This window comes from Blautia luti, from assembly GCF_033096465.1.
In the GTDB taxonomy this organism is placed as follows: Bacteria; Bacillota; Clostridia; order Lachnospirales; family Lachnospiraceae; genus Blautia_A; species Blautia_A luti.
The window spans coordinates 3,492,219-3,513,017 of sequence record NZ_AP028156.1; the positions used below are offsets into that span (position 1 = coordinate 3,492,219).

General features: G+C 41.7%; 19 protein-coding genes and 1 tRNA gene. 7 read left to right on the forward strand and 13 right to left on the reverse strand.

Annotated features, from left to right (window positions below; translation table 11 throughout):
• Nucleotides 1-48 precede the first annotated feature (48 nt).
• From R8695_RS16220 to trmB, 13 genes are all read right to left on the reverse strand, one after another.
• Nucleotides 49-1,347 (reverse strand): DUF4832 domain-containing protein, encoded by a 1,299-nt coding sequence (locus R8695_RS16220; protein WP_243139417.1) that lies wholly within the window; start codon nucleotides 1,345-1,347, stop codon nucleotides 49-51.
• Nucleotides 1,322-2,107, reverse strand: a complete 786-nt coding sequence (locus R8695_RS16225) for a glycosyltransferase family 2 protein (protein ID WP_154779421.1) — start codon at nucleotides 2,105-2,107, stop codon at nucleotides 1,322-1,324. Before R8695_RS16225 ends, R8695_RS16220 begins: the two co-directional genes overlap by 26 nt.
• Nucleotides 2,108-2,127: 20 nt before the next feature.
• Complete coding sequence (locus tag R8695_RS16230; RefSeq protein WP_154779420.1) at nucleotides 2,128-3,327, reverse strand: glycosyltransferase; 1,200 nt, start codon at nucleotides 3,325-3,327, stop codon at nucleotides 2,128-2,130.
• Nucleotides 3,324-3,695 carry a hypothetical protein gene (locus R8695_RS16235; RefSeq protein WP_154779419.1) on the reverse strand — a complete coding sequence of 124 codons (372 nt, stop codon included), beginning with the start codon at nucleotides 3,693-3,695 and terminating at the stop codon, nucleotides 3,324-3,326. Before R8695_RS16235 ends, R8695_RS16230 begins: the two co-directional genes overlap by 4 nt.
• Nucleotides 3,696-3,710: 15 nt before the next feature.
• Entirely contained in the window at nucleotides 3,711-5,156 is a 1,446-nt protein-coding gene (gene pelG, locus R8695_RS16240) for an exopolysaccharide Pel transporter PelG (RefSeq protein ID WP_154779418.1), read from the reverse strand.
• A 20-nt stretch (nucleotides 5,157-5,176) separates the two neighbouring features.
• Nucleotides 5,177-6,643, reverse strand: a complete 1,467-nt coding sequence (pelF, locus tag R8695_RS16245) for a GT4 family glycosyltransferase PelF (RefSeq protein WP_154779417.1) — start codon at nucleotides 6,641-6,643, stop codon at nucleotides 5,177-5,179.
• A 12-nt stretch (nucleotides 6,644-6,655) separates the two neighbouring features.
• On the reverse strand, nucleotides 6,656-8,482 hold the full coding sequence (locus R8695_RS16250; RefSeq protein ID WP_154779416.1) for a DUF2194 domain-containing protein: 1,827 nt from the start codon (nucleotides 8,480-8,482) through the stop codon (nucleotides 6,656-6,658).
• 39 nt (nucleotides 8,483-8,521) lie between these two features.
• Complete coding sequence (locus R8695_RS16255; RefSeq protein WP_243139416.1) at nucleotides 8,522-9,316, reverse strand: hypothetical protein; 795 nt, start codon at nucleotides 9,314-9,316, stop codon at nucleotides 8,522-8,524.
• Nucleotides 9,317-9,414: 98 nt separating this feature from the next.
• Complete coding sequence (locus R8695_RS16260; protein WP_154779415.1) at nucleotides 9,415-11,604, reverse strand: NAD-dependent epimerase/dehydratase family protein; 2,190 nt, start codon at nucleotides 11,602-11,604, stop codon at nucleotides 9,415-9,417.
• Nucleotides 11,605-11,622: 18 nt separating this feature from the next.
• A complete protein-coding gene (locus R8695_RS16265) occupies nucleotides 11,623-12,657 on the reverse strand; it encodes a stealth family protein (RefSeq protein ID WP_154779414.1) in 1,035 nt (344 codons plus the stop codon).
• A 196-nt stretch (nucleotides 12,658-12,853) separates the two neighbouring features.
• Nucleotides 12,854-12,926: transfer RNA gene (locus R8695_RS16270), tRNA-Lys, on the reverse strand.
• 103 nt (nucleotides 12,927-13,029) lie between these two features.
• A complete protein-coding gene (locus R8695_RS16275) occupies nucleotides 13,030-13,185 on the reverse strand; it encodes a hypothetical protein (RefSeq protein ID WP_182437397.1) in 156 nt (51 codons plus the stop codon).
• Nucleotides 13,186-13,265: 80 nt separating this feature from the next.
• A complete protein-coding gene (trmB, locus tag R8695_RS16280) occupies nucleotides 13,266-13,931 on the reverse strand; it encodes a tRNA (guanosine(46)-N7)-methyltransferase TrmB (protein WP_118510409.1) in 666 nt (221 codons plus the stop codon).
• A gap of 258 nt (nucleotides 13,932-14,189) precedes the next feature.
• Between trmB and R8695_RS16285 the strand changes: the two genes are divergently transcribed.
• From R8695_RS16285 to R8695_RS16315, 7 genes are all read left to right on the forward strand, one after another.
• Nucleotides 14,190-14,501, forward strand: coding sequence for a hypothetical protein (locus R8695_RS16285; protein ID WP_118510411.1), 312 nt, complete (start codon nucleotides 14,190-14,192; stop codon nucleotides 14,499-14,501).
• Between the two features lie 48 nt (nucleotides 14,502-14,549).
• Nucleotides 14,550-15,593 carry a V0D/AC39 family V-type ATPase subunit gene (locus R8695_RS16290; RefSeq protein ID WP_118510413.1) on the forward strand — a complete coding sequence of 348 codons (1,044 nt, stop codon included), beginning with the start codon at nucleotides 14,550-14,552 and terminating at the stop codon, nucleotides 15,591-15,593.
• Nucleotides 15,594-15,604: 11 nt separating this feature from the next.
• The gene (locus R8695_RS16295) at nucleotides 15,605-17,548 is read left to right on the forward strand and encodes a V-type ATP synthase subunit I (RefSeq protein WP_118510415.1); all 1,944 of its coding nucleotides are present in this window, start codon (nucleotides 15,605-15,607) and stop codon (nucleotides 17,546-17,548) included.
• 117 nt (nucleotides 17,549-17,665) lie between these two features.
• On the forward strand, nucleotides 17,666-18,097 hold the full coding sequence (locus R8695_RS16300) for an ATP synthase subunit C (RefSeq protein WP_019163225.1): 432 nt from the start codon (nucleotides 17,666-17,668) through the stop codon (nucleotides 18,095-18,097).
• A 1-nt stretch (nucleotide 18,098) separates the two neighbouring features.
• Complete coding sequence (locus R8695_RS16305) at nucleotides 18,099-18,407, forward strand: V-type ATP synthase subunit F (protein ID WP_118510417.1); 309 nt, start codon at nucleotides 18,099-18,101, stop codon at nucleotides 18,405-18,407.
• A 12-nt stretch (nucleotides 18,408-18,419) separates the two neighbouring features.
• Nucleotides 18,420-19,007, forward strand: coding sequence for a V-type ATP synthase subunit E (locus tag R8695_RS16310; RefSeq protein WP_118510419.1), 588 nt, complete (start codon nucleotides 18,420-18,422; stop codon nucleotides 19,005-19,007).
• The gene (locus R8695_RS16315) at nucleotides 19,000-20,772 is read left to right on the forward strand and encodes a V-type ATP synthase subunit A (RefSeq protein ID WP_118510421.1); all 1,773 of its coding nucleotides are present in this window, start codon (nucleotides 19,000-19,002) and stop codon (nucleotides 20,770-20,772) included. Before R8695_RS16310 ends, R8695_RS16315 begins: the two co-directional genes overlap by 8 nt.
• Nucleotides 20,773-20,799 lie beyond the last annotated feature (27 nt).

Below are 20,799 nucleotides of genomic sequence, written 5' to 3' on the forward strand. Positions count from 1 at the left end.
TGATTATAATACATTATAGTCAATTCACAATTGTATGTATAGACATTTTTAAAGAGCTCCAATGCAGAAGTTTTCTGCACTGTTTTTATTGGCAAAGCGGATATTCTGCCCGTCTTTTTTTCTTTGCGCTCTCAGAAACACTTTGCCCGAAACAGGTTCCGTCACTGCCTTTCCCTGGACAGTCGTTCCCGGAAATATTTCCCGCAAATCTATGGAAACCGGGATCTCTTTCCGGATCTTTTCATTCTCAATCGTCAAAAACAGTTCTGCTTCCTGAAAAAGTCTTCCAAATCCGGTATTTTCAATTTCTATAATAAATTCTGCTTTTCCAAACCACGTGATTTTCATCTTCACACATTTTACTGTCAGCCGATACCCCAAATGACTGCCTATATAATCATAAAGACTATGTCCCTGCCAGATTTCAGAACCTTCATATTGCATTTTTTTCCACTGGTTCAGAACTTTCATATCATAAGTACTGTCCAGATAAGTAAGATGCATTTTTTTCAATTCGTTGACAATGAAATCCTCATCACAAAGTTTCTCCTTCTCTTCCTCTGTGCAGGATGTTACTTCCCCTCCACAGAATACATTCTCTGTAAGCTGGTCTATAAAATCCAGTTCTTCCTTTCTCGTCCATGGACAGCTCCATCCTGCTGCTTCTTTTATCATAGTCCCAAATGTTCCCAGATGTGTCAGTGAACCCAGTATTCCATCGTCAAATAAGGACAGATGAGCATATTTTTTCTGCAAAAATTCATCTTCACTTTTCAAAGTTCTCCACTGTGACGGCGTACGCACTGCCATGTACAGGTCTTCTCCTGAATATTTCTGCATACATTCCCACATTTCACCCATATGTTTCGATGATAAATATCTGGAATCATGCATCTCTCCCCAGCTTCCCACCAGCATTCCCTGGAAAATGATTACCGAATGTTCTATATCTGCCAATATCTCACAAATCTGTTTCAAATGTTCCAGGACTATTTCAAATGTATCCGGTTCACAGATCCTTCCGTTTCCTTCCCGGTCATATACAGGTCGAAGAATCACATCTTTTCTGTACTGCAAAAAAAAGCTGAGAATGTCTTTGATATTTTGAGCAGCAACCTCATCCAACCGTATACTGCGATATGCACGAATATCAAGCAGCACAAGCGCCAGCGACTCCCCCTGTCTCAGACTCCATCTCAGCTCTTCCTGGTCTATACTTCGTTCAACAGAAAATGTATAGATTCCATACCATCCTCTGGCGGGATTTTCCAATTCATCAAGACTCTCTGTCAATTCTTCCTGACGAAAATCCCAGCCATTTCTATTTTTCATATTTTTCCAGATCATGTATCTTACCTTCATCTACTTTAAGGATTTTTTCCCGAATCCATACTGCCAGAATAGAAAATGTCATCCTGAACATATAAAGTATCGGCTTCAATCCAGAATGCATACTGACTCCCTCTGTTCTCATATGCATCACCGCCGGAATTTCTCTGACCCGGAATCCCAGAAGCAGCATTTGCATCAGCATATTTGCATCTGGATATTTGTCATCAAAATTGTCATATTTAGAATAAAAAAGAAAAGTTCTCCAGCTAAGCCCCTGCAGACCAGTCGTTGGATCCGAAATTCTTCTTCCAGTTCCCAAACGTAATATTATACGAAACCAGGCAAAAGCAATCTTTTTTGCCATGATAACAGGGAACTCTGAACTCCCCTCTATAAATCTTGATCCCAGTACAATATCAGGAAACATTCCGTTCTCATCCGGTGTCTTCAATGCCTGATATATCTTCGGAATATTACATACATCGTGCTGACCGTCTGCATCCATCTGTATCACATAAAGATAATCTTTTCGTACTGCATATTTATAACCAAGCTGCAGACCGCTTCCATATCCAAGATTAAATACATGAGTTACAACATCATGATTTCTCTTTTTTGTCACATAATTCGTAGCATCTGAGGATGCATCATTCATAACCAGTACATCCGCTATCTGTGCTATCTCCGGCTGCTCCAGTTTTTCCAGTACTGAAATAATCGTTTTCTCTTCATTGTATGCCGGAATAACAATCAAAACTTCTTTTTTATTTTCCATGGCTGTCATTCTTTCTCTTTTTATGCGATTCTAAACAATTCCAGAATATCTCTCTGTTCATCAGATATTTTCTTAGAAGCATTTTTTCTGTACTGCATACATTTTTTCTCATCTGCCAGAAGTACTTTTATATTTCTGCTGATATCTTCCGCTGATAACTGACATAATGCTCCATCTATTCCATCGTTTACCTGCTCCCGGTTTCCACTGCAGTCTGATACCAGGATCGCACATCCAAGAATCTGTGCTTCCTGTACTGCAATACTTTTTCCTTCATACTGCGTAGCATGAACATACAGATCACATTGCTTATAATAAGGATAAGGGTTTTCTTTGGCTCCCAGCAGAATAAAATCTTCTGTAAGACCAAGACTGTCTATCTTTTGCTGAAGCCGGTGTCTGAGTTCTCCCTCGCCAAGTACATACCAACGCAGATTTACCCCCTGGTCTTTCAGAATCTTCATTGCATCAATTGATATTTCATAGGCCTTCTGAGCTGTCAGCCTTCCTACCGTCAGAATTCTTTTCCCACTGTAATTATCTTCAAATCCACCGGGAAGTTCTGCCTTTCTGTAAATCTCTTTTCGATCAATAAGATTATGAAAAATAAACGTTCTGTCTGCACATTCCGGATACACCCTGACAAACCCTTCTTTTACTTCCCCCGATACCGTAAAAATCCTGTCAAAATCCAGATAACAGTCTTTATCCAGCATTCTGGTGTATCCTGCATATTCATAGTCTATATGAAGAAATGCGAATTTCTCCTTTGCCTTTATATGATTATGAACAAAATATGTGGAACCACCTTCCAGATAAGCTACTGCCATATCATAATCTTTATTCAGTTTTAATCCACTGTCCGACATGACTCTCCACAGAAGCTTATCTGCATAAATTTTTCTGTGTTTCAGCATAATTACAGCATTTTTTATCAAATAAGGAATATTCCTGAACAAAGCTCCGCGAATAAACAAACGCCGAAAAACTTTCCTGTTTAGTTTCTTTTTTCCTTCTCTTGTAAGAACCGATTCTGCTGTATAGTCCCTGTTCAGAACATTTACATATTCCGGCACCTGACTGATCAGCTCGCCCTGCTCCAGCAGAACATAAAGATCAACCTGATACTGTTCCGGCGAAAACCTTTTCAGAAGCTCCAGAAGTGCTTTCTCCGCACCGGCACCCCCAAGAGTATTTATCACAAACAATACTTTTTTCATTTTTCTTTCTTCAGTTTCTCCAGCTCTTTGAGAATTTTCTCACAGTCATTATTTAAAAGTGAGATCTGCATAGCCATTTCCTGATTCCTTCTTTTCAGAATGGATACCTGCGTACTTATAAACCACAATCCCCATAAAATTCCTGATACAACGATAATTATCAGAACAAGTCCTCTTGTGCTGATGTATCGATCCAGCTGAGATGGATTTAAAAGCACACCCGAAAAAATCATCAACGTAGATAATAACGCCCATGCAAGGCAAAAAGGCTCTGTCATTTTTCTTTTTGCAAGTGACAGTACTGCTTTTACAAGCATATATGCCCCTGCCACGATCACAAATAATCTAAGTATATCTCCCGAAGCCATTCTTCCGTTCCTTTCCTACTGCTCATATCTGTCAAATACTTTCGGCGATGGGCAGTCCCCTTTTTTCTTTTTTAATAAATGTCCGTTGCAGAATATATGAACATCCAGATGTTTTTCCATCCACTGAAGCCGCATGTAGGCAACAGTCCAACCTGCAAAACTTCCTGCAACGAGGCCTGCGCCATACCATATTTCCGTAAAGTGTGTAGATATGATACTTCCAACCATTGTAATAAGACAAAACGCCAGTCCTGTCAGTACACAGCCCTTCATATCATTGAAATAATACAGAAAAATAATCTCTGCATACATCAAAAACAAAATGAAATATCCAGCTGCCAGACACGGATAAATCCTCATGGTCATTCCTCCGAAACCAAACTGTGGAAGAAAGATCATGCAGACCAGAAAAATCACAAGTGTAATAATAAACTGGACTCTGGCAAGACTCATTAGCTCTTCTGAAAGAGTACGGAACATTCTTTTTTTCGTAATTGCTATATCTGCTCCTCTGCCACCAATTACTGCTTCTGAGTACGCTTTATACCTGTCGTGAAAATACATCTCTACTCTGCTGATAAAGATAACACTTGCAGAAATATTTGTAAACATAGCAAGGCAGGTTGCCATATCATATGTTGTTACACATACAAAAGATTTTACTACGATCATGTGAAGATCTGTTGTCCAGAAAACAAAATTATGGATATAAAGTCCAAGAGTATACAGAAAATTGGTGACAACCAATGGCCAGTATTCTCTGAAATATTCCAGAACCTGTTTATATTTTCCACTGTTTTCTTTAAAGTAACTTCGCACTACAGACATTTCCAGACAGGCAGTCAGCCAAAAGCCTACTGTTAATGAAAACAGCATTCCGTATGTAATGCTCCAGTGGCAGATTTTCACAAGGACAAGAGACAAAATAAAAGTAACTGTCATACCTATCCCAAAGAAAAGCGAGATTTTTTTATAATCTTTGCATATGGACAGATACAACATGGAATAAAACACCAGAACAAGAGCGATATATCCACAATAACCGGTAAAAACATATATGATATCCACTTTTCCCACAAGAACTTCGTGGACACAGAATACAATTCCCAGAACAGAACTGAGAAGAATATTAAGAAGCATTCCCACATAGTAGCAAGGCAGAATATCCTCATATGTTTCTTCATAAATTACGTCTGACATATATTTAGACAATACCGAGTTAAACGGCGATGCCGTAAGTAACGAAAAAATGAATATATACAGCACTGTACAGGAAAACAGTTCCCTTGTAACGTAGTCTACAGAAGAAAAATCCAAAAAGTATTCCATAAGCACAAGCGCACCAATTACTACCAGCATTGGTGCAATGGTAACAACAGTACTGTAGCCCATTCCTATGATATCCGTTGTCAGGGTATTTTTTTTATATATGTTTGTCAGTTTTACACCTATTCCGGCCATATACTCTCTCCATCCTGTAATTACTTACTGATACTAAAAGGTTCTTCTGTCCACGCAATCCCCTGTTTTTCGGCAAATTCCTTATATATATCCTGATACACTGCCTTCATCTGCTCGATCCGGTAAAATGCATTTACACGTTTATAACCGGCCTCTCCCATACGCAGTCTGTCTTCTTCCTGTATCGACATTGTCACCATTGCATGGGCAATTTCTTCAATATTCATAATATGTGTCAGGATACCCGCTTCTCCAAATCCATCATCATTGCCATAAATCAGTTCTCTGCAGTTTCCTACATCTGTTGCAATAACTGGTTTATGCGCTGCATAGCTTTCCAGAATTGTTAACGGCTGCCCTTCACTGATACTGGTAAGCAGTGTAAAATCCATTTTCCCCAGATAATCTTTTATATTGACCCTTCCTGTAAACTCTACATCTTTTGTTCCCAGGGATTCTACCAGATCATAACATTCCTGAGCATATTTTTCATCCTCATCTACTGGTCCCATGATCCAGAGTTTCAGATTCTTTACTCTTTTTTTTGCAAAGTCAAATGCCTGTATCATGGTTTTAACATCTTTAATAGGAGTAACACGGAGAACTGCTCCCGCATTAATAAACTTCTGCTCTTCCTCACTTTTTACCGGAAGATTCGCCAGAGCTTCTGTATTGATGCCATTTGGCGTTACTTTGATCTTTTCTTCCGGACAGCCCAGTTCAATCTGCAGTTCTCTAGCATGGTCATACAGACATGTAACAGTATCCGCTTTATCATAAGCAAGAAGGGACATTTTTTTAAACTGTTCGATCCAGATATTTTTGTAGATACCTTTTACCCAGGCTGCCTTGATCAGTTCTTCCTCCCGTTCTCTCGTATAAATACCATGTTCAGATATCAGAAGGGAACTTCCATGAAAATGTTTGGCCATGCTTCCTAAGATTCCAGAATAACCGGTAGCTACACAATGATACAAATCTGCTTTCGGTACATCCATCCGCAATGTCCAGAACATGGGGAGATAAATAGATCTCAATGTCCAGAGGAAGTCTGAGAAATTAATATTGGAATAATTCCTGTTGTAACATTCCGTGGCAATCCTGAAAAAATCTTCTCCCATAAGAAGATCATCCACAGAAAGGCGCTTTTTATGAAACAGATCAAAGATTATTCCCCAGTCTGTTTTCCGGTTTAGTACCATATTCAGAAGTTCATCATATTCCTTATGAGAGAGGTGAACTTTTTTTCTTGATTTTCTCTTTCTGTTTCCGCCTTCCCACTCACTGTCTTCCAGATATACCTCATAAACCTGTGTAAGATTTTCCGGAAGTTCATAAACGAATTTTCCCCGGAAAGAACGATTGGCTACAATAGCCAGCAATATAAATTCCACATTTGGAAATGATTTTATCAAACTATTGATCCATCCGGAGACCCCTCCGACTACATATGGATAACATCCTTCTGCCACAATGCAAACTTTCATCTGTGTCCTCTCTTATTTGCTGTAATGAAGTCCAGCTGTTTCTAACTGGATCTTCACAGTTACATCCTGTGCCTGAATGAGGTAAGCGTCGTCTTCCAGTTTTTTCTGCGTACCACCCTCGATATCTTTGATCTCTTCACCATGAGTTCTTAAGATAAACCAGCTTCCAGTTTCAGTTGTTTTTACAGTAATCTCGTCATCTGTTCTGGACTCTGAAAAATCCAGATTCAGAAATGTTCTTGTTCTGGTGTTGCTTTCTGAAAGTGTTGTACTGTCAAAGTCCTTAAATTTCTTCCAGTAAGTAAGAAGATTGCTGGAAAAACGTCTCTGCATAGTCTGCCATCTGTCTTTTTTTCGTTTCGGCCAGAAAATATCCTGCATATTCAGCATCACATTGGTATATCCCAATGAACTTTGAATACTTCTCATACGAATATCGCCACTGTAGGTATAATTCATTCCATCACTTGTAACCGACTGTAAAGTTACAGAATCTGTACAATAGGAAATTACCGGTTCATCCTCTGTATATTCGCATACCAGAGTGCTTACATTCTTCATTAATTCTGTATTTATCAGTCTCTTCACTGTATCAAGATCCTCTTCTTCTGTAAAAGCTGCCCCATATTTGTAACTGCTGTTGGCTTTTCGGAAAAATTCGGCATCCTGATTCAGTTTATCATTCAACGAACCTGCATTTTTATACTGAAGAGAGAGACCAGCTTCCGCATTCTGTTCTTTCATCTGTTTCAGATAGAATACCAGATCTTTACTGTCCGGCTCCACGCCATCTTCATAATCAGTCTGCGGCTGCATAAAACAGGTCATTTTCAGACCACTTTTTTCTACAATAGACACAAGAGAAGGCCACATGATATCTCTGACCATTCCGGTTATGGACTGACTGTACAATTCCATCATCTGTTCATTATTCTCATTTGCAAAAACAGGAAAATTGATCATGGAAAGATTCTGGGCATTTACTACCGGATAAATATAATACTGGGAAGCCTCTGTCACCATGCCATCCAGAAGGCCAAGTGCCGTACTGTCTTTCATATAATCTCCCACCACACAAAATACACTTCCATTTTGGATTCCATTTCTCCAGATAAGTGTAGGAAGCTCTTCGTTTACTATATGCCCATTTATTTTTTCTATGTCCAGGACACCCACCATATATGTCTTGGTACCACTGCCTACCTGATACCATGGCACATTAAGCTGCAGATCCTGGCGATCCTTTTCCTCTTTATCTTCGGGCGTTTCATAAGTTACTTCGCCCCCCAGAAGAAGACCTTCAAACAACCGTACTCCTATTAGTTCTGTCTCTTTAGAAACAACCCTGCTAATTCCCAGAAAATCCCGCAATTCATCATCTGCCTGAATGTCTTCTACATCTTCCAGACATCCAAATACAATGATCACACCTTCCTGTGCCAGCTTTTCTATCTTTTTTAAATTATCTCCAAGTGCATACTTTTCAGATTCCAGTATCATCATTCTTGGAAGTGATTTATCATTCTCTTTAAATCCATCCAGCGAATTTATCTTTGCTATATCCCATTTCGCATAAACACACCATCTACTTACAGCTTCAGCCATATCGGACAATGTATTTCCCACAAAAAGAGCATAATTTCTGTTTTCCTCTGTAACAGATTTTAAATCAACTTCTTTATTTCTCCAGACATTTTTTCCATCATTCTGTTTTGCTGTAAGATTGGAATTTATATCATAAGTATTCTGCCAGTCTCTGATCACCATGGAAAACTGGAACAGAAACAGTAACACAAACATCATAATCGCAATACTGAAAAATTTTCTTCTGGAAACCATTAGTCTAATTCTTCTCCTCTGTGCTGCTATCCAGGATTACTACATAAACGTCCTGATCAATTCAAGTGTCTCATTATCAATCGTAATATCCAGCTTTCTTAATTCCTGCATAACCTGGAAAAATTTCTCCTTGTTTCCGCAGGAGAAATAGAGTTTCAGCTGGCAGGTGTAGCTGGACAGGACTCTGGGGTATTGTTCCATGGCTCTGTCGCACCACAGGGTACATTTCTCATAGTCTTTTATTTCCAGCAGGCGCTGGCATACTTTTTCGTAAACTGTGCTGCTGATCTTTATCTTATCAAGAGTCCAGGCTTTTTCAAGTACTTCCTGCATTTTCTGTGTCATGGAACGCTGTTCCAGGCCTGTAAGTACCTGCTGTTCCAGGATGGGGTTCATATATTCTACAAGTTTCACACAGTTTTCTACCTGCTCCTCGTTTTCCTCCTGGCATAAGAGATATTTCTCCTGTACTTTACTTCGGAAATCGTTCAGTACATCCTGAAGAATGGACGCAGCATAATGGGCTGTCTCTGAGTCTTCGCTGTTCAGTGCCAGGTTGATGGAGGCCAGAGAATTCTGGTAGTCTCCCCTAATGACATTCAGCATCAGAGTACGAAGACTTTTCTTATCTGTAACCTCCAGTGCTTCCTCCAGAGAAACCATGTTTCTCTCCATATCTTCATCCGGCCGCAGGAAATTCTCCGTGCGGTCTTTGTTAAATACAACGTCGGAAAGATCCATGCCCTGAGAAGAAAACAGCTTAAACAGCAGAAACGACAGTAGCACGAACATTGGACCTACCACCGGGCAGAGCAGCATCATGACTGCCTTCATCCACACACTTCCAAGCCTTTCTTTTCTCCGGATGTGGTTCCAGATAAGATAGATGAGAACTATGATTAAATTTATGATCAGAAGAAAGATAAATAGTTTCATTCTTTGCGACATACTGCCATCTTCTCCATACACTCTGTTTTATATCCGTTTTTCTCGAATCGCTCCTGAACGATCGCTGCACTTTCTCTGGTAGTGTTGGTCAGCAGAATATACAGTTTTCCATCCGGCATCATTCCCAGATAGTCGCTGTCTCTCATCTGCCGCGACATGTGTTCATCGATCTCACGATATCTTTCTTTCCCAACATCCACTTTTATCAATACACACTCCACCAGATTCTTCAGCTCTGCATTCATATACGCCTGTACCAGTGACTCAAAAGCTTCCGGTTCCAGGATCCTGGAATGTCCGCTGTAACGCTGTTCTTCCAGAGCCTGCATGTATCTCTGTGCACGAAGTACCGCATTCTGGATCAGATAGCTGACAACCGTGAGGAAATTGGCCTGTCCCAGAGTCATTTTTTCCCATTTTAATCCCCAGAGCATGATGATCATCTGAACCTGTCCGCCTTCGTAAATGCCTCTGGCCATCAGCGGATAGCGTTCGTCCATATTTTTGTTGATATATACTTTCTGTTCGCTTAATGCATCATAAATCTCCGCCATCTCTTTATAACGGATGGAATTCCCCAGACTTCTGGCCTTATGGGAACTTGCGGAAAAAATACGGGCATAATCTCTGTTGACCACATTATAAAGAGCTACATCTTTCGTCTGCATCAGTTTCTCCAGCATTTCTACTGCATAGAAAATAACTTCATCGGGCATACGCTGTTCCAGCCCTGCTGTAATACTGTAGATCTTACCGATACTGTCTTTATGATCGATCAGCTGCTGCTCCATAATCTCTTTTACACGAACGTTGCTCTCGTTGATATCCCGTATATCCACGATCTGCCTGTTCAAATGCTCTTCCAGTTCCTGGCTCTCCAGACGCATGGTCCGGATCTGGTCACGCATATATCCTACAACCAGTCCCAGGATAAACAGCTGGGCAATCCACACATAGGTGTTATAATCCACAAGCACCTCGAAGCCGCTTCGTGTATACATCTGCCGGAACATATATCCGGCTACTGCCAGTATGGCGGAAAAAGTAGCCTGCTGCTGCCCATATACAATGGCAAAAAGCAGCACATACAGAAGAAAAGGATCCAGATTTGCGAAATATTCGCTTCCTACTGTTCGGTTATTCATCATAAAGAACGGGATGAAGCAGACCATATTTTCGAAAAATGGAAAAAGTACCTTGATCAGCCATTTCCATTTCTCGATCAGAACTCTCCACCAGGGAAGTTTCAATTCATCCTCATTGAGAAAAACATCCGCGTGCTTCTTCATATAAGAAGCCATATCTTTTATATTTTTCTCCAGATTTCCGAATGCGTGAACCCCGTATTCCTGCTCGAAATACCGGCCTGACAGAACACATCTTCCATTGCTGTCCGAAAATGCTGCAATATTGGATTCTATTCCCATTGCTTCCTGAACCATGGCCGCAAGTTTGAGCTCACTGATCACATCATTAGACGAAAGATTGTACCTGCTACGTTCATGTTTCGTTTTTTTTACAAGCTGATAAATATATTCTACCGCATCTTTCTCATAAAGTAAGGAAAATACATGCTCTGTTTTCGCCTTGATATGACCGTCCCGCAGACAGTCCAGGCACATCCGGGCACAGATATTGTTTACATCCTTTTTTTCTTTCGGAATGCTGTACAGGTGGTCCAGACGCAGTGTTACAATATCCAGCCCACGGTTCATCCTGAAATTCTCACAGATTTCCTCTGCCTGTGATAATGCATCTGCCCGGACCCCGATTCCGGAAAATGGCTCATCCTCTGTAATATCATCTGTGTAATTTCCATTATAGATCTCATCGGAAGAAAGGAAGATCAGTCTTCCTTTATTAACCACTGAATAAGCCACCAAAATATTGACCAGGTGGGAAATAAAGTGCACAATTTCTCTTTCTTCCCCGTTCCACCGGTAATTCGTGTCAAATGCACCCATGAGGATCGTTACATCTGCATTGACGCTTTCCAGAATATCATTCAAATTCTCACAGTCATAGGCGAAATCGTATTTCTCAAATACCCGTTCATATTTATTATGTCTGTATTTATCTCCGGTCAGCAGAAAAACCCTGTGTCCTTCTTTTCTCAGTTTCAGGATCATGCTGTCCATCAGGCTACAGGAGCCGCCAGCCAACAGAATATTCATGTTTTTGCCCTTCTTAATTTATAGTTTTTTCTCGAACAGAGATCGTTCTGGAAGGATTTTTTCCAGTGCACTTATAATTTCCTGCTTCGCCTTCTCGAAATCAATCTCATGATTACTGTCATTGATGCAGATCATTTTCTTTTTCTGCCCGGTGATCGTCTGTACCAGTCTGTCATTATTTTCTTCTACATCGTAGTATCCGCATAGTTTCTGTACATTCTTCGGAACGAATTCCCCGCTGAGCTTCTGGTATTCTCTCAGCACATACTGGTTTACATCTTCTTTATGCCGAAATGGATGGCTACATACCTGCGTAAGCAGCTCCGATTCCAGTTCCCACAGTTTCTGACAGGTGCTTTTCACCAACGGTGACGGACCATGTACTGTATAAAATCCGGTAAACCGGGGAAAAGCCAGTTCCAGCATATTATAGAAGAAATACATGGGCGGATACCCTATATGAAAATATGCCCCGGGATGCTTCTTTATATTATCACGTTTATCGAAATATTTCGCCAGCAGCATGGCATTGTTCAGATATATGTAGGGCATGACCTGATCATTAACATTCGCCACATCAGGCTGAAGCGCCAGCATATCTACTGGTCTGCCATTGCGGAAAAAATCCTCTGCTGCAATGGATTTCAGCAAAAACATATCATCATTAAAATAAACAAAATTCTCTGACAGATCCGGAATTCTGTGCAGGTTCCACTCAATCGTATGGGAATTAAATGTAGGGCAAAATTTCTCTGGGATAAACTCCTCATGCCGGACAATATTCAGTTTGGGATGTTCTATATTCAGCCAGTGTGGAATATGTCCCCAGGTGACCAGATGGATTTTCCTCACCCATGGTGCAAATTTCTCAACACCACGAAACCAGTAATGCAGATTATCCCAGTCTCTGTAACGCTCTTCTCTGTCATCTACGCGATCGAATCCACTAATGCCGCTGATCCTGTCGCTCTTCTCTCTCCGCCACTCCGGATCATTCCCATCTACCCAGGCAATGACAAAATCTATTTTCTGATCTTCACCCAATTTTCTCATATGTTTTCCCCACACAATTACCGTTTACCCTTTCCCGATAACCACAGATTTACTTTGTGCATAAGTATACCACATCTCATTATTATGTTACAAATAAAAAGACATTCTGACTCTTAATCAGAATGTCCATGGTCCATAGACAAGAAAAACACCGTCCCCGCGGCAATCGCATTGTCCGCAAAAACAGTGTTCTTAGTGCGCCTTCAGGGGTTCGAACCCTGGACACCCTGATTAAGAGTCAGGTGCTCTACCAACTGAGCTAAAAGCGCATTTTCTTTAGTTATTGCTTCAAGGTAGTTCCTCAACGCAAGTGATATTATATAAAATGATACATAAAATGTCAATAGGTATTTCATATTTTTTTTAATTTTTTTATTTTTCCTTTTTTTCATCCTTTTTAGACAGTTTATTCAGTAGCTTATTCAGTTCTTCTGCTGATTTCTGTACCTGCCCCATAGCCTTATCAAAGGAGCGATGTTCATATCCGAAAAGCATTATTTTATTATGAAAAGACTTTTTCCTTTTCAAAGACAGCTCCCCGGGACGCTTCGCGCCCCGAAATCTACTTGAATTATTTTATGCTGCTGTCTTTCTTTATATTCCCGTCATCAGTCTGTCTTTTGTCTGGAAATTACCATCTTACAGATTGGATTTCCCATGGAAGAAAACTTTTCTTCATACTCTGTCATTACATTCCCTTTCACCATTTCTTCATTATGGTGCAGATCAAAAGTAAATGCATCCAGATTCCATTTGGTTTCCTTCACTTCTTCCAGAGAAAATTCAAACAATCCTTTATTATCGGTCTTAAACTCTACTTTTCCATCAGGTACCAGGATCTGATCATAACGTGCCAGGAATTCCCTTGAAGTGAGACGACGTTTGGCATGACGCGCCTTAGGCCAGGGATCCGAGAAATTCAGATAAATCTTATCAACCTCACCTTTGTCAAAAATATCCGGCAGAAGTCTGGCGTCCACACGCATAAAATATAAATTGGAATAAACCACGCCATTCTCCTCCAGTTCATGTCTTTTTTGCAATGCGCGAAGAAGAACGCTGTCGTACATTTCAATTCCGACATAGTTGATTTCCGGATGAAGTCTGGCGAGATCCATCAGGAACCTTCCCTTTCCCATTCCTACCTCTATATGGATCGGCTGTTTTTTCTCAAAAACATTTTCCCAGCTTCCTTTATGGCTCTCAGGCTGCTGGATCACATAAGGACTCTCCAGGATTGCATCCTGAGCTCCCGGAATATTTCTTAATCTCATAATATCCTCCATAAAATCCTATCAGTTTTCATACAGTATCTCAAAGTATACCACACTCCCCTGCCAAATGCCTATTTTTTTTGTTGAAAAATAAACAGTTCATTGTTCATTTGTTTAATATTTATCAATTTTCTATGTTTCAAAAAAATTACATGGTTTTTTTCACCAAATAGGTGTATGATATGTAACAGAAATTACTATTTTGCACATAGTAATTCGAGCTTTTTTGTAAAAATTTGACAACTAAGGAGGTTGAAGATGGAGCAGATACTTAACAAATTATCTGAAATCGAGCTTACAGCCCAACGCATCATGGAAGACTGCGATCGACAGAAACAAATACTTTCTGAAGAAGCGGAAAAGAAATGTAAAAATTATGACGATCAGCTTGAAGCCCAGACAGCTGAGCAGATACAGAAGATCCGTCAGCAGCTTGAAGAGGAAAAAGATTCCCGTTTAGCACAGTTACGGGCAGATACAGACGCTACTTTTTCTTCACTGGATGCTCATTACGAGCAGCAGCACACACAACTTTCCCAGGAATTGTTTGAGAAAATACTATCTATGTAAAGACATTACTCAAACATGAAACAACATCAGGAAAGGAAGTGAGTAATAATGGGAGGCGTACTCTCCTACAGCGGACTTTCGACAAAAATCCGCGCAATGCAGAGCAGGCTTACTACCATGGAACAGTTTGAAGAAATCCTCCAGCTGTCTGATGTTACCCAGGTAGCCGCCTATCTGAAACGAATGCCGGAATACTCTTCCAAATGGGATGCACTGGATGAAAATACACTGCACAGAGGCCAGATTGAGAAGCTTCTAAAGAAGTCCATATTTCAAAACTTCTCCAGGATTTATCACTTTGCAAACCCGGAACAGCGTAAATTCCTGGATTTGTATTCCAAGCGTTATGAAATCCGTGTACTGAAAGAAGTCATGACAAATATCTTCGATCACCGTGACACGGACCCTGTAGATGTCTCTCCGTACCGCGAATTCTTCCGTCTGCATTCCAATATTGATGTAGACCGGATCACGACCTGTTCCACCATGGAGGAACTAATCTCCTGCCTCAAGGGAAACGAGTTTTATTTCCCGCTTTCGAAGATCCAGGAGCATGAAACAGCACTTCTTTTTGACTATGGTATGGCACTGGATCTGTATTATTTTACCCAGATCTGGAACATCCGCAAGAAGCTGTTTAAAGGTAAAGATCTAGAAGAGATCACCCGCACCTACGGCGAGAAATTCGATATGCTGAACCTGCAGTTTATCCAGCGTTCCAAACGATATTACAATATGGATCCGGCAAGTATTTATGCATTGCTGATCCCTATGAATTATAAGTTAAAGAAAGAAGAGATCACAGCTCTGGTGGAAGCCCCCTCATATGAAGAGGGCCGGAGAATTTTCCAGAAAACATGGTACGGTAGCAAATATGAGCAGCTTACCGTAGCAAACCTGGAGGAATTCTACAACCATATCCACCGCACGATCCTTGAAAAAGAAGCCCACAGAAACCCCTATTCTGTAGCAATAATCTATTCCTACTTATATAATAAGGAACACGAAGTAAACCGTCTGACCATCGCCATTGAGTGCGTACGTTACGGTGTACAGCATGATGAAGCCATGCGTTATATATGCAATAACTAGGAGGTGAATTTATGATTGAGAAAATGAAGTTCCTGAGCATTACCGGTCCCAAAACTGATATTGACCGAGTGGTAAACACCTACCTTTCCAAATACGAAATCCATCTGGAAAATGCCCTTTCCGAGCTGACTGCAGTAGAGAGTCTTTCTCCATTTATGGAAATCAATCCTTACAAAGAAGCCCTCACTGTTGCTAACAGCTTTTATGAGGAACTGGCTGATCCGGAGCAGATTTCTGTCAAATCAGCACCAGATACGGAACAGGCTTTAAATACCATTCGTCGGATCCAGTCCGATTATCAGGAACTGAGCAATACCCGTACAGATCTGGAAAGCCAGCTTGCAGCACTGGATGAGTCCCTGCGGGTGATCCGTCCATTTCGAAATATCAACTACAATCTTTCCTCAATACTGAAATTCCAGTTTATACATTTCCGCTTTGGAAGGATTGAAAAAGAATACTATCAAAAATTCGAAAAGTATATTTACGAAAATCTGGACACGATCTTTATCAAATGTGATGAAGATGACCAGTATATCTGGGGTGTTTATTTTGTCCCGGAACATGAGGCTCAGAAAGTCAAGGCTGTCTACTCTTCTATGCACTTTGAGAGAATTTACATGCCGGATACCTATGAAGGTACCGCAAAATCAGCCTTCGAACAGCTGACTCAGAAGCGCAACCGTACAGCCGCTGATCTGGCATCTGCAGACCAGAAAAAAGCTGATTTTCTTCTCCGAAACAGGGAAGATATCGTGGCATCCCGCAACGCTATTGCACAGCTTTCCGGTAATTTTGATGTGCGAAGACTTGCAGCATGTACTCACGGTGACAAAGATGTTTTCTATATCTTATGTGGATGGATGACTGAGAAAGATGCGCATTCTTTCCAGGCAGATATCAAAGATGACAGCCGTATCTTCTGTATTATTGACGGTGAAGAGGATGAACATCTGAAACCTGGCGTACATCAGCAGCCGCCCACCAAATTGAAGAATCCGAAACTGTTTAAACCTTTTGAAATGTATATCAAAATGTATGGTCTTCCGGCCTACAATGAAATGGATCCCACATGGTTTGTAGCACTGACTTATTCTTTCATTTTCGGTGCAATGTTCGGTGATGTTGGACAGGGATTACTGCTCTTTATCGGCGGTTTCCTGCTTTATAAATTTAAGCATATCACACTGGCAGGCATTATCAGCTGCGCAGGTGTATTTTCCACATTCTTTGGATTTATGTTCGGAAGTATCTTCGGATTTGAAGATGTGATACCTGCTTTGTGGCTCCGTCCAATGAACAATATGATGACTGTTCCGTTTATCGGAAAGCTGAATACTGTATTTATCATTGCCATTGGTTTTGGTATGGGAATTATCCTTTTATGTATGGTATTTAACATTCTGAATGCATGGAAGGCCGGAGATATTGAACATATCTGGTTCGATACAAACTCCGTGGCAGGTCTGGTATTCTACGGATCAGCCGTGATTTCCATTGCACTGATCCTGACAGGGCACACACTTCCGGGAGGAATCGTATTGTTTATCATGTTCGGCGTGCCGCTGATCCTGATTTTCCTGAAAGAGCCGCTTACGGCACTTATTGAGAAGAAATCAAAAGTTATGCCGAAAGAAAAAGGAATGTTCATTGTTCAGGGACTTTTCGAGATGTTTGAAGTCCTGTTAAGCTACTTCTCCAATACCCTTTCCTTCGTCCGTATCGGAGCTTTCGCAGTCAGCCATGCAGCCATGATGGAAGTCGTTCTCATGCTTGCAGGCGCAGAAAGCGGAAACCTGAACTGGGTAGTAGTTGTCCTCGGAAACCTTTTTGTATGCGGTATGGAAGGTCTGATCGTTGGTATCCAGGTGCTTCGTCTGGAATATTATGAAATGTTCAGCCGCTTCTACAAAGGTACAGGACGTAAATTTGAGCCATTCCGCTCTGTAAAATAGAAACGATTAGATCAAAATATATTTTGATCTAATCGCAATATACACGAATTGCTCCGCTGTAAAACAGCTCCCACAATTCTGGTGTATCAACAATCTAAGAAAAGAGGAGATTTAATTATGACAACAATCGCACAAATCATTTTAGCAATCGCACTGGTACTCAGCATCATTCTTCCATTTGGCTACTATCTCATCGGTGAGAAAAACCGTGGACGTTACAAAACAGCCATCGGCGTAAACGCATTCTTCTTCTTTGGAACAATGCTCATCGCCATCGCAGTTATGTTCACAGGTGCTTCTTCCGTACAGGCTGCTGCTGGTTCTGAGGCAGGTCTTGCAACAGGTATGGGCTACATCGCAGCAGCCCTTGTAACAGGTCTTTCCTGTATCGGTGGTGGTATTGCCGTTGCCAGTGCGGCAAGCGCAGCTTTAGGCGCTATCAGCGAGGATCAGAGTATCCTTGGTAAATCCCTTATCTTCGTAGGTCTTGCAGAAGGTGTTGCCCTTTACGGACTGATCATCTCCTTCATGATCCTGGGACAGTTATAAGATGCAGATGTTTTTGATCAGCGACAATATCGATACTTACACAGGGATGAGACTGGCAGGTGTAGAGGGTGTCGTGGTTCACACACATGACGAATTAAAAGATGCTTTGCAGAAAGCCATCTCCAATAAAGAAATCGGAATCATACTCCTGACCGAGAAATTCGGCCGGGAGTTTCCCGAAATTATAAATGATGTAAAACTTCATCACAAGACCCCTCTGATCATCGAAATCCCCGACAGGCACGGTACTGGCCGCAAACCAGATTTTATCACTTCATATGTAAATGAGGCAATTGGACTAAAATTATAGGCAGGTGTTAACATGACAATTGATGAAAAACTCAGCCATTTTTATGATATCACTGTAGAAGATGCCCGTGCAAAAGCTGCCGCTATTCTGGAGAAGCACAAAGAAACTCTGGAAAAAATGACAGAAGAGCGCAAGGCTCTCAGTGAAGAAAACGCCCAGACACAGATCAAAGCAGAAACCGCCAACGCCAGACGCGAAGTCAACAAGGCTCTTTCTGCAGAACAGCTCACCATCAAACGTGACTGGACCAAGAAACAGAACGAATTAAAAGAGAAACTTTTCTCTGAAGTAAAAGGACTTCTGGAATCCTTTACCAAAACCCCGGAATACGAGAACTACTTGACTACCAAGATCAAAGAAGCTCTGGATTTCGCAGAGAACGATGAAATCTCCATCTATCTCTCACCGGAAGATAGCTCTCTTGCAGAGAAACTTCAGCAGAGCACAGGTGCTGCCATCCAGATTGCGAAAGACTCATTCCTCGGCGGTATCCGCGCCACGATCCCTCAGAAGAATATCCTGATCGATCACTCTTTTGCAGGAAATTTCGAAGCAGCTTACAAAGAATTCAAATTTGACGGAGGACCAGAACATGAGTAATACAGGTATTATCTACGGTGTCAACGGCCCCGTCATTTATCTGAAGGGCGACAGCGGATTTAAAATTTCCGAGATGGTCTATGTAGGCCCGGAACATCTGGTAGGTGAGATCATCGGCCTGAAAAAAGGCATGACCACTGTACAGGTTTTCGAGGAAACTACAGGTCTGAAACCAGGAGATATCGTTACAGGTACCGGAGATGCCATCTCCGTACTTCTTGGACCTGGAATCATCCACAACATCTTTGACGGTATCCAGCGTCCTCTGGAAGAGATTGCCAAAGCCTCCGGCAAATATATTTCCCGAGGTGTCAGCGTCGATTCCCTTGACACAGAAAAGAAATGGAACACACATATCACAGTAAAAGAGGGAGACGTAGTCGGTCCCGGCTCCATTATCGCAGAGACCCAGGAAACAGACTCCATCCTTCACAAATCTATGGTACCTCCAAACCTTACAGAAGCAACTGTTATTCATGCGGCTCCTGACGGAGAATACACCATTCTGGAACCGATCGTAACCATTCAGTTCGCAGACGGAACAACTAAAGATCTGGCACTTGCGCAGAAATGGCCGATCCGTATCCCGAGACCAACCCACAAACGTTTCCCTGCAAGCGTACCGCTTATCACAGGCCAGCGTATCCTTGACACCCTTTTCCCGATCGCAAAGGGCGGTACAGCCGCTGTTCCGGGAGGTTTCGGTACAGGTAAAACAATGACCCAGCATCAGATTGCGAAATGGTCTGACGCAGATATCATCATCTACATTGGCTGCGGAGAGCGTGGAAACGAGATGACTCAGGTTCTGGAGGATTTCAGTAAGCTGATCGACCCGAAATCCGGAAACCTGATGATGGACAGAACCACACTGATCGCCAATACTTCCAACATGCCTGTTGCGGCCCGTGAAGCTTCTATTTATACAGGTGTTACTCTTGCGGAATACTACCGTGACATGGGCTATGACGTAGCCATCATGGCAGACTCCACTTCCCGTTGGGCAGAAGCTCTTCGAGAGCTGTCCGGACGTCTGGAGGAAATGCCTGCAGAGGAAGGTTTCCCTGCATATCTGGCATCCAAGCTGTCCGCATTCTATGAACGTGCAGGAATGATGCAGAACTTAAACGGAACCGAAGGCTCTGTCTCCATTATCGGAGCAGTTTCCCCTCAGGGTGGTGACTTCTCAGAGCCTGTTACACAGAACACCAAGCGTTTCGTCCGCTGCTTCTGGGGACTGGATAAATCCCTTGCCTATGCCCGTCACTTCCCTGCTATCCACTGGCTCACCAGCTACAGTGAATATCTGGAAGACCTGACACCATGGTACAGAGAACACGTTTCCCCGAAATTCGTGGCAGACAGAAACCAGCTCATGGCAATCCTGAATCAGGAGAGTTCCCTGATGGAAATTGTGAAACTGATCGGTAGTGACGTTCTTCCGGACGACCAGAAACTGACATTGGAAATCGCCAGAGTTATCCGTCTGGGATTTCTCCAGCAGAACGCTTTCCACGCAGAAGATACCTGCGTACCAATGGAAAAACAATTCAAGATGATGGAAACGATCCTCTACCTTTACGAGAAATGCCGTGCACTCATCAACCGCGGAATGCCGGTTTCCGTATTGAAAGAGGGCAATAACATCTTTGAAAAAATTATTTCTATTAAATATGATGTAGCAAACAACCAGCTTGATAAATTCGACCAGTACAAGCAGGATATTGATACTTTCTATGACAATATAATGGAGAAAAACGGCTGATGCCGAAAGAGTTATGATTCGTAGGTA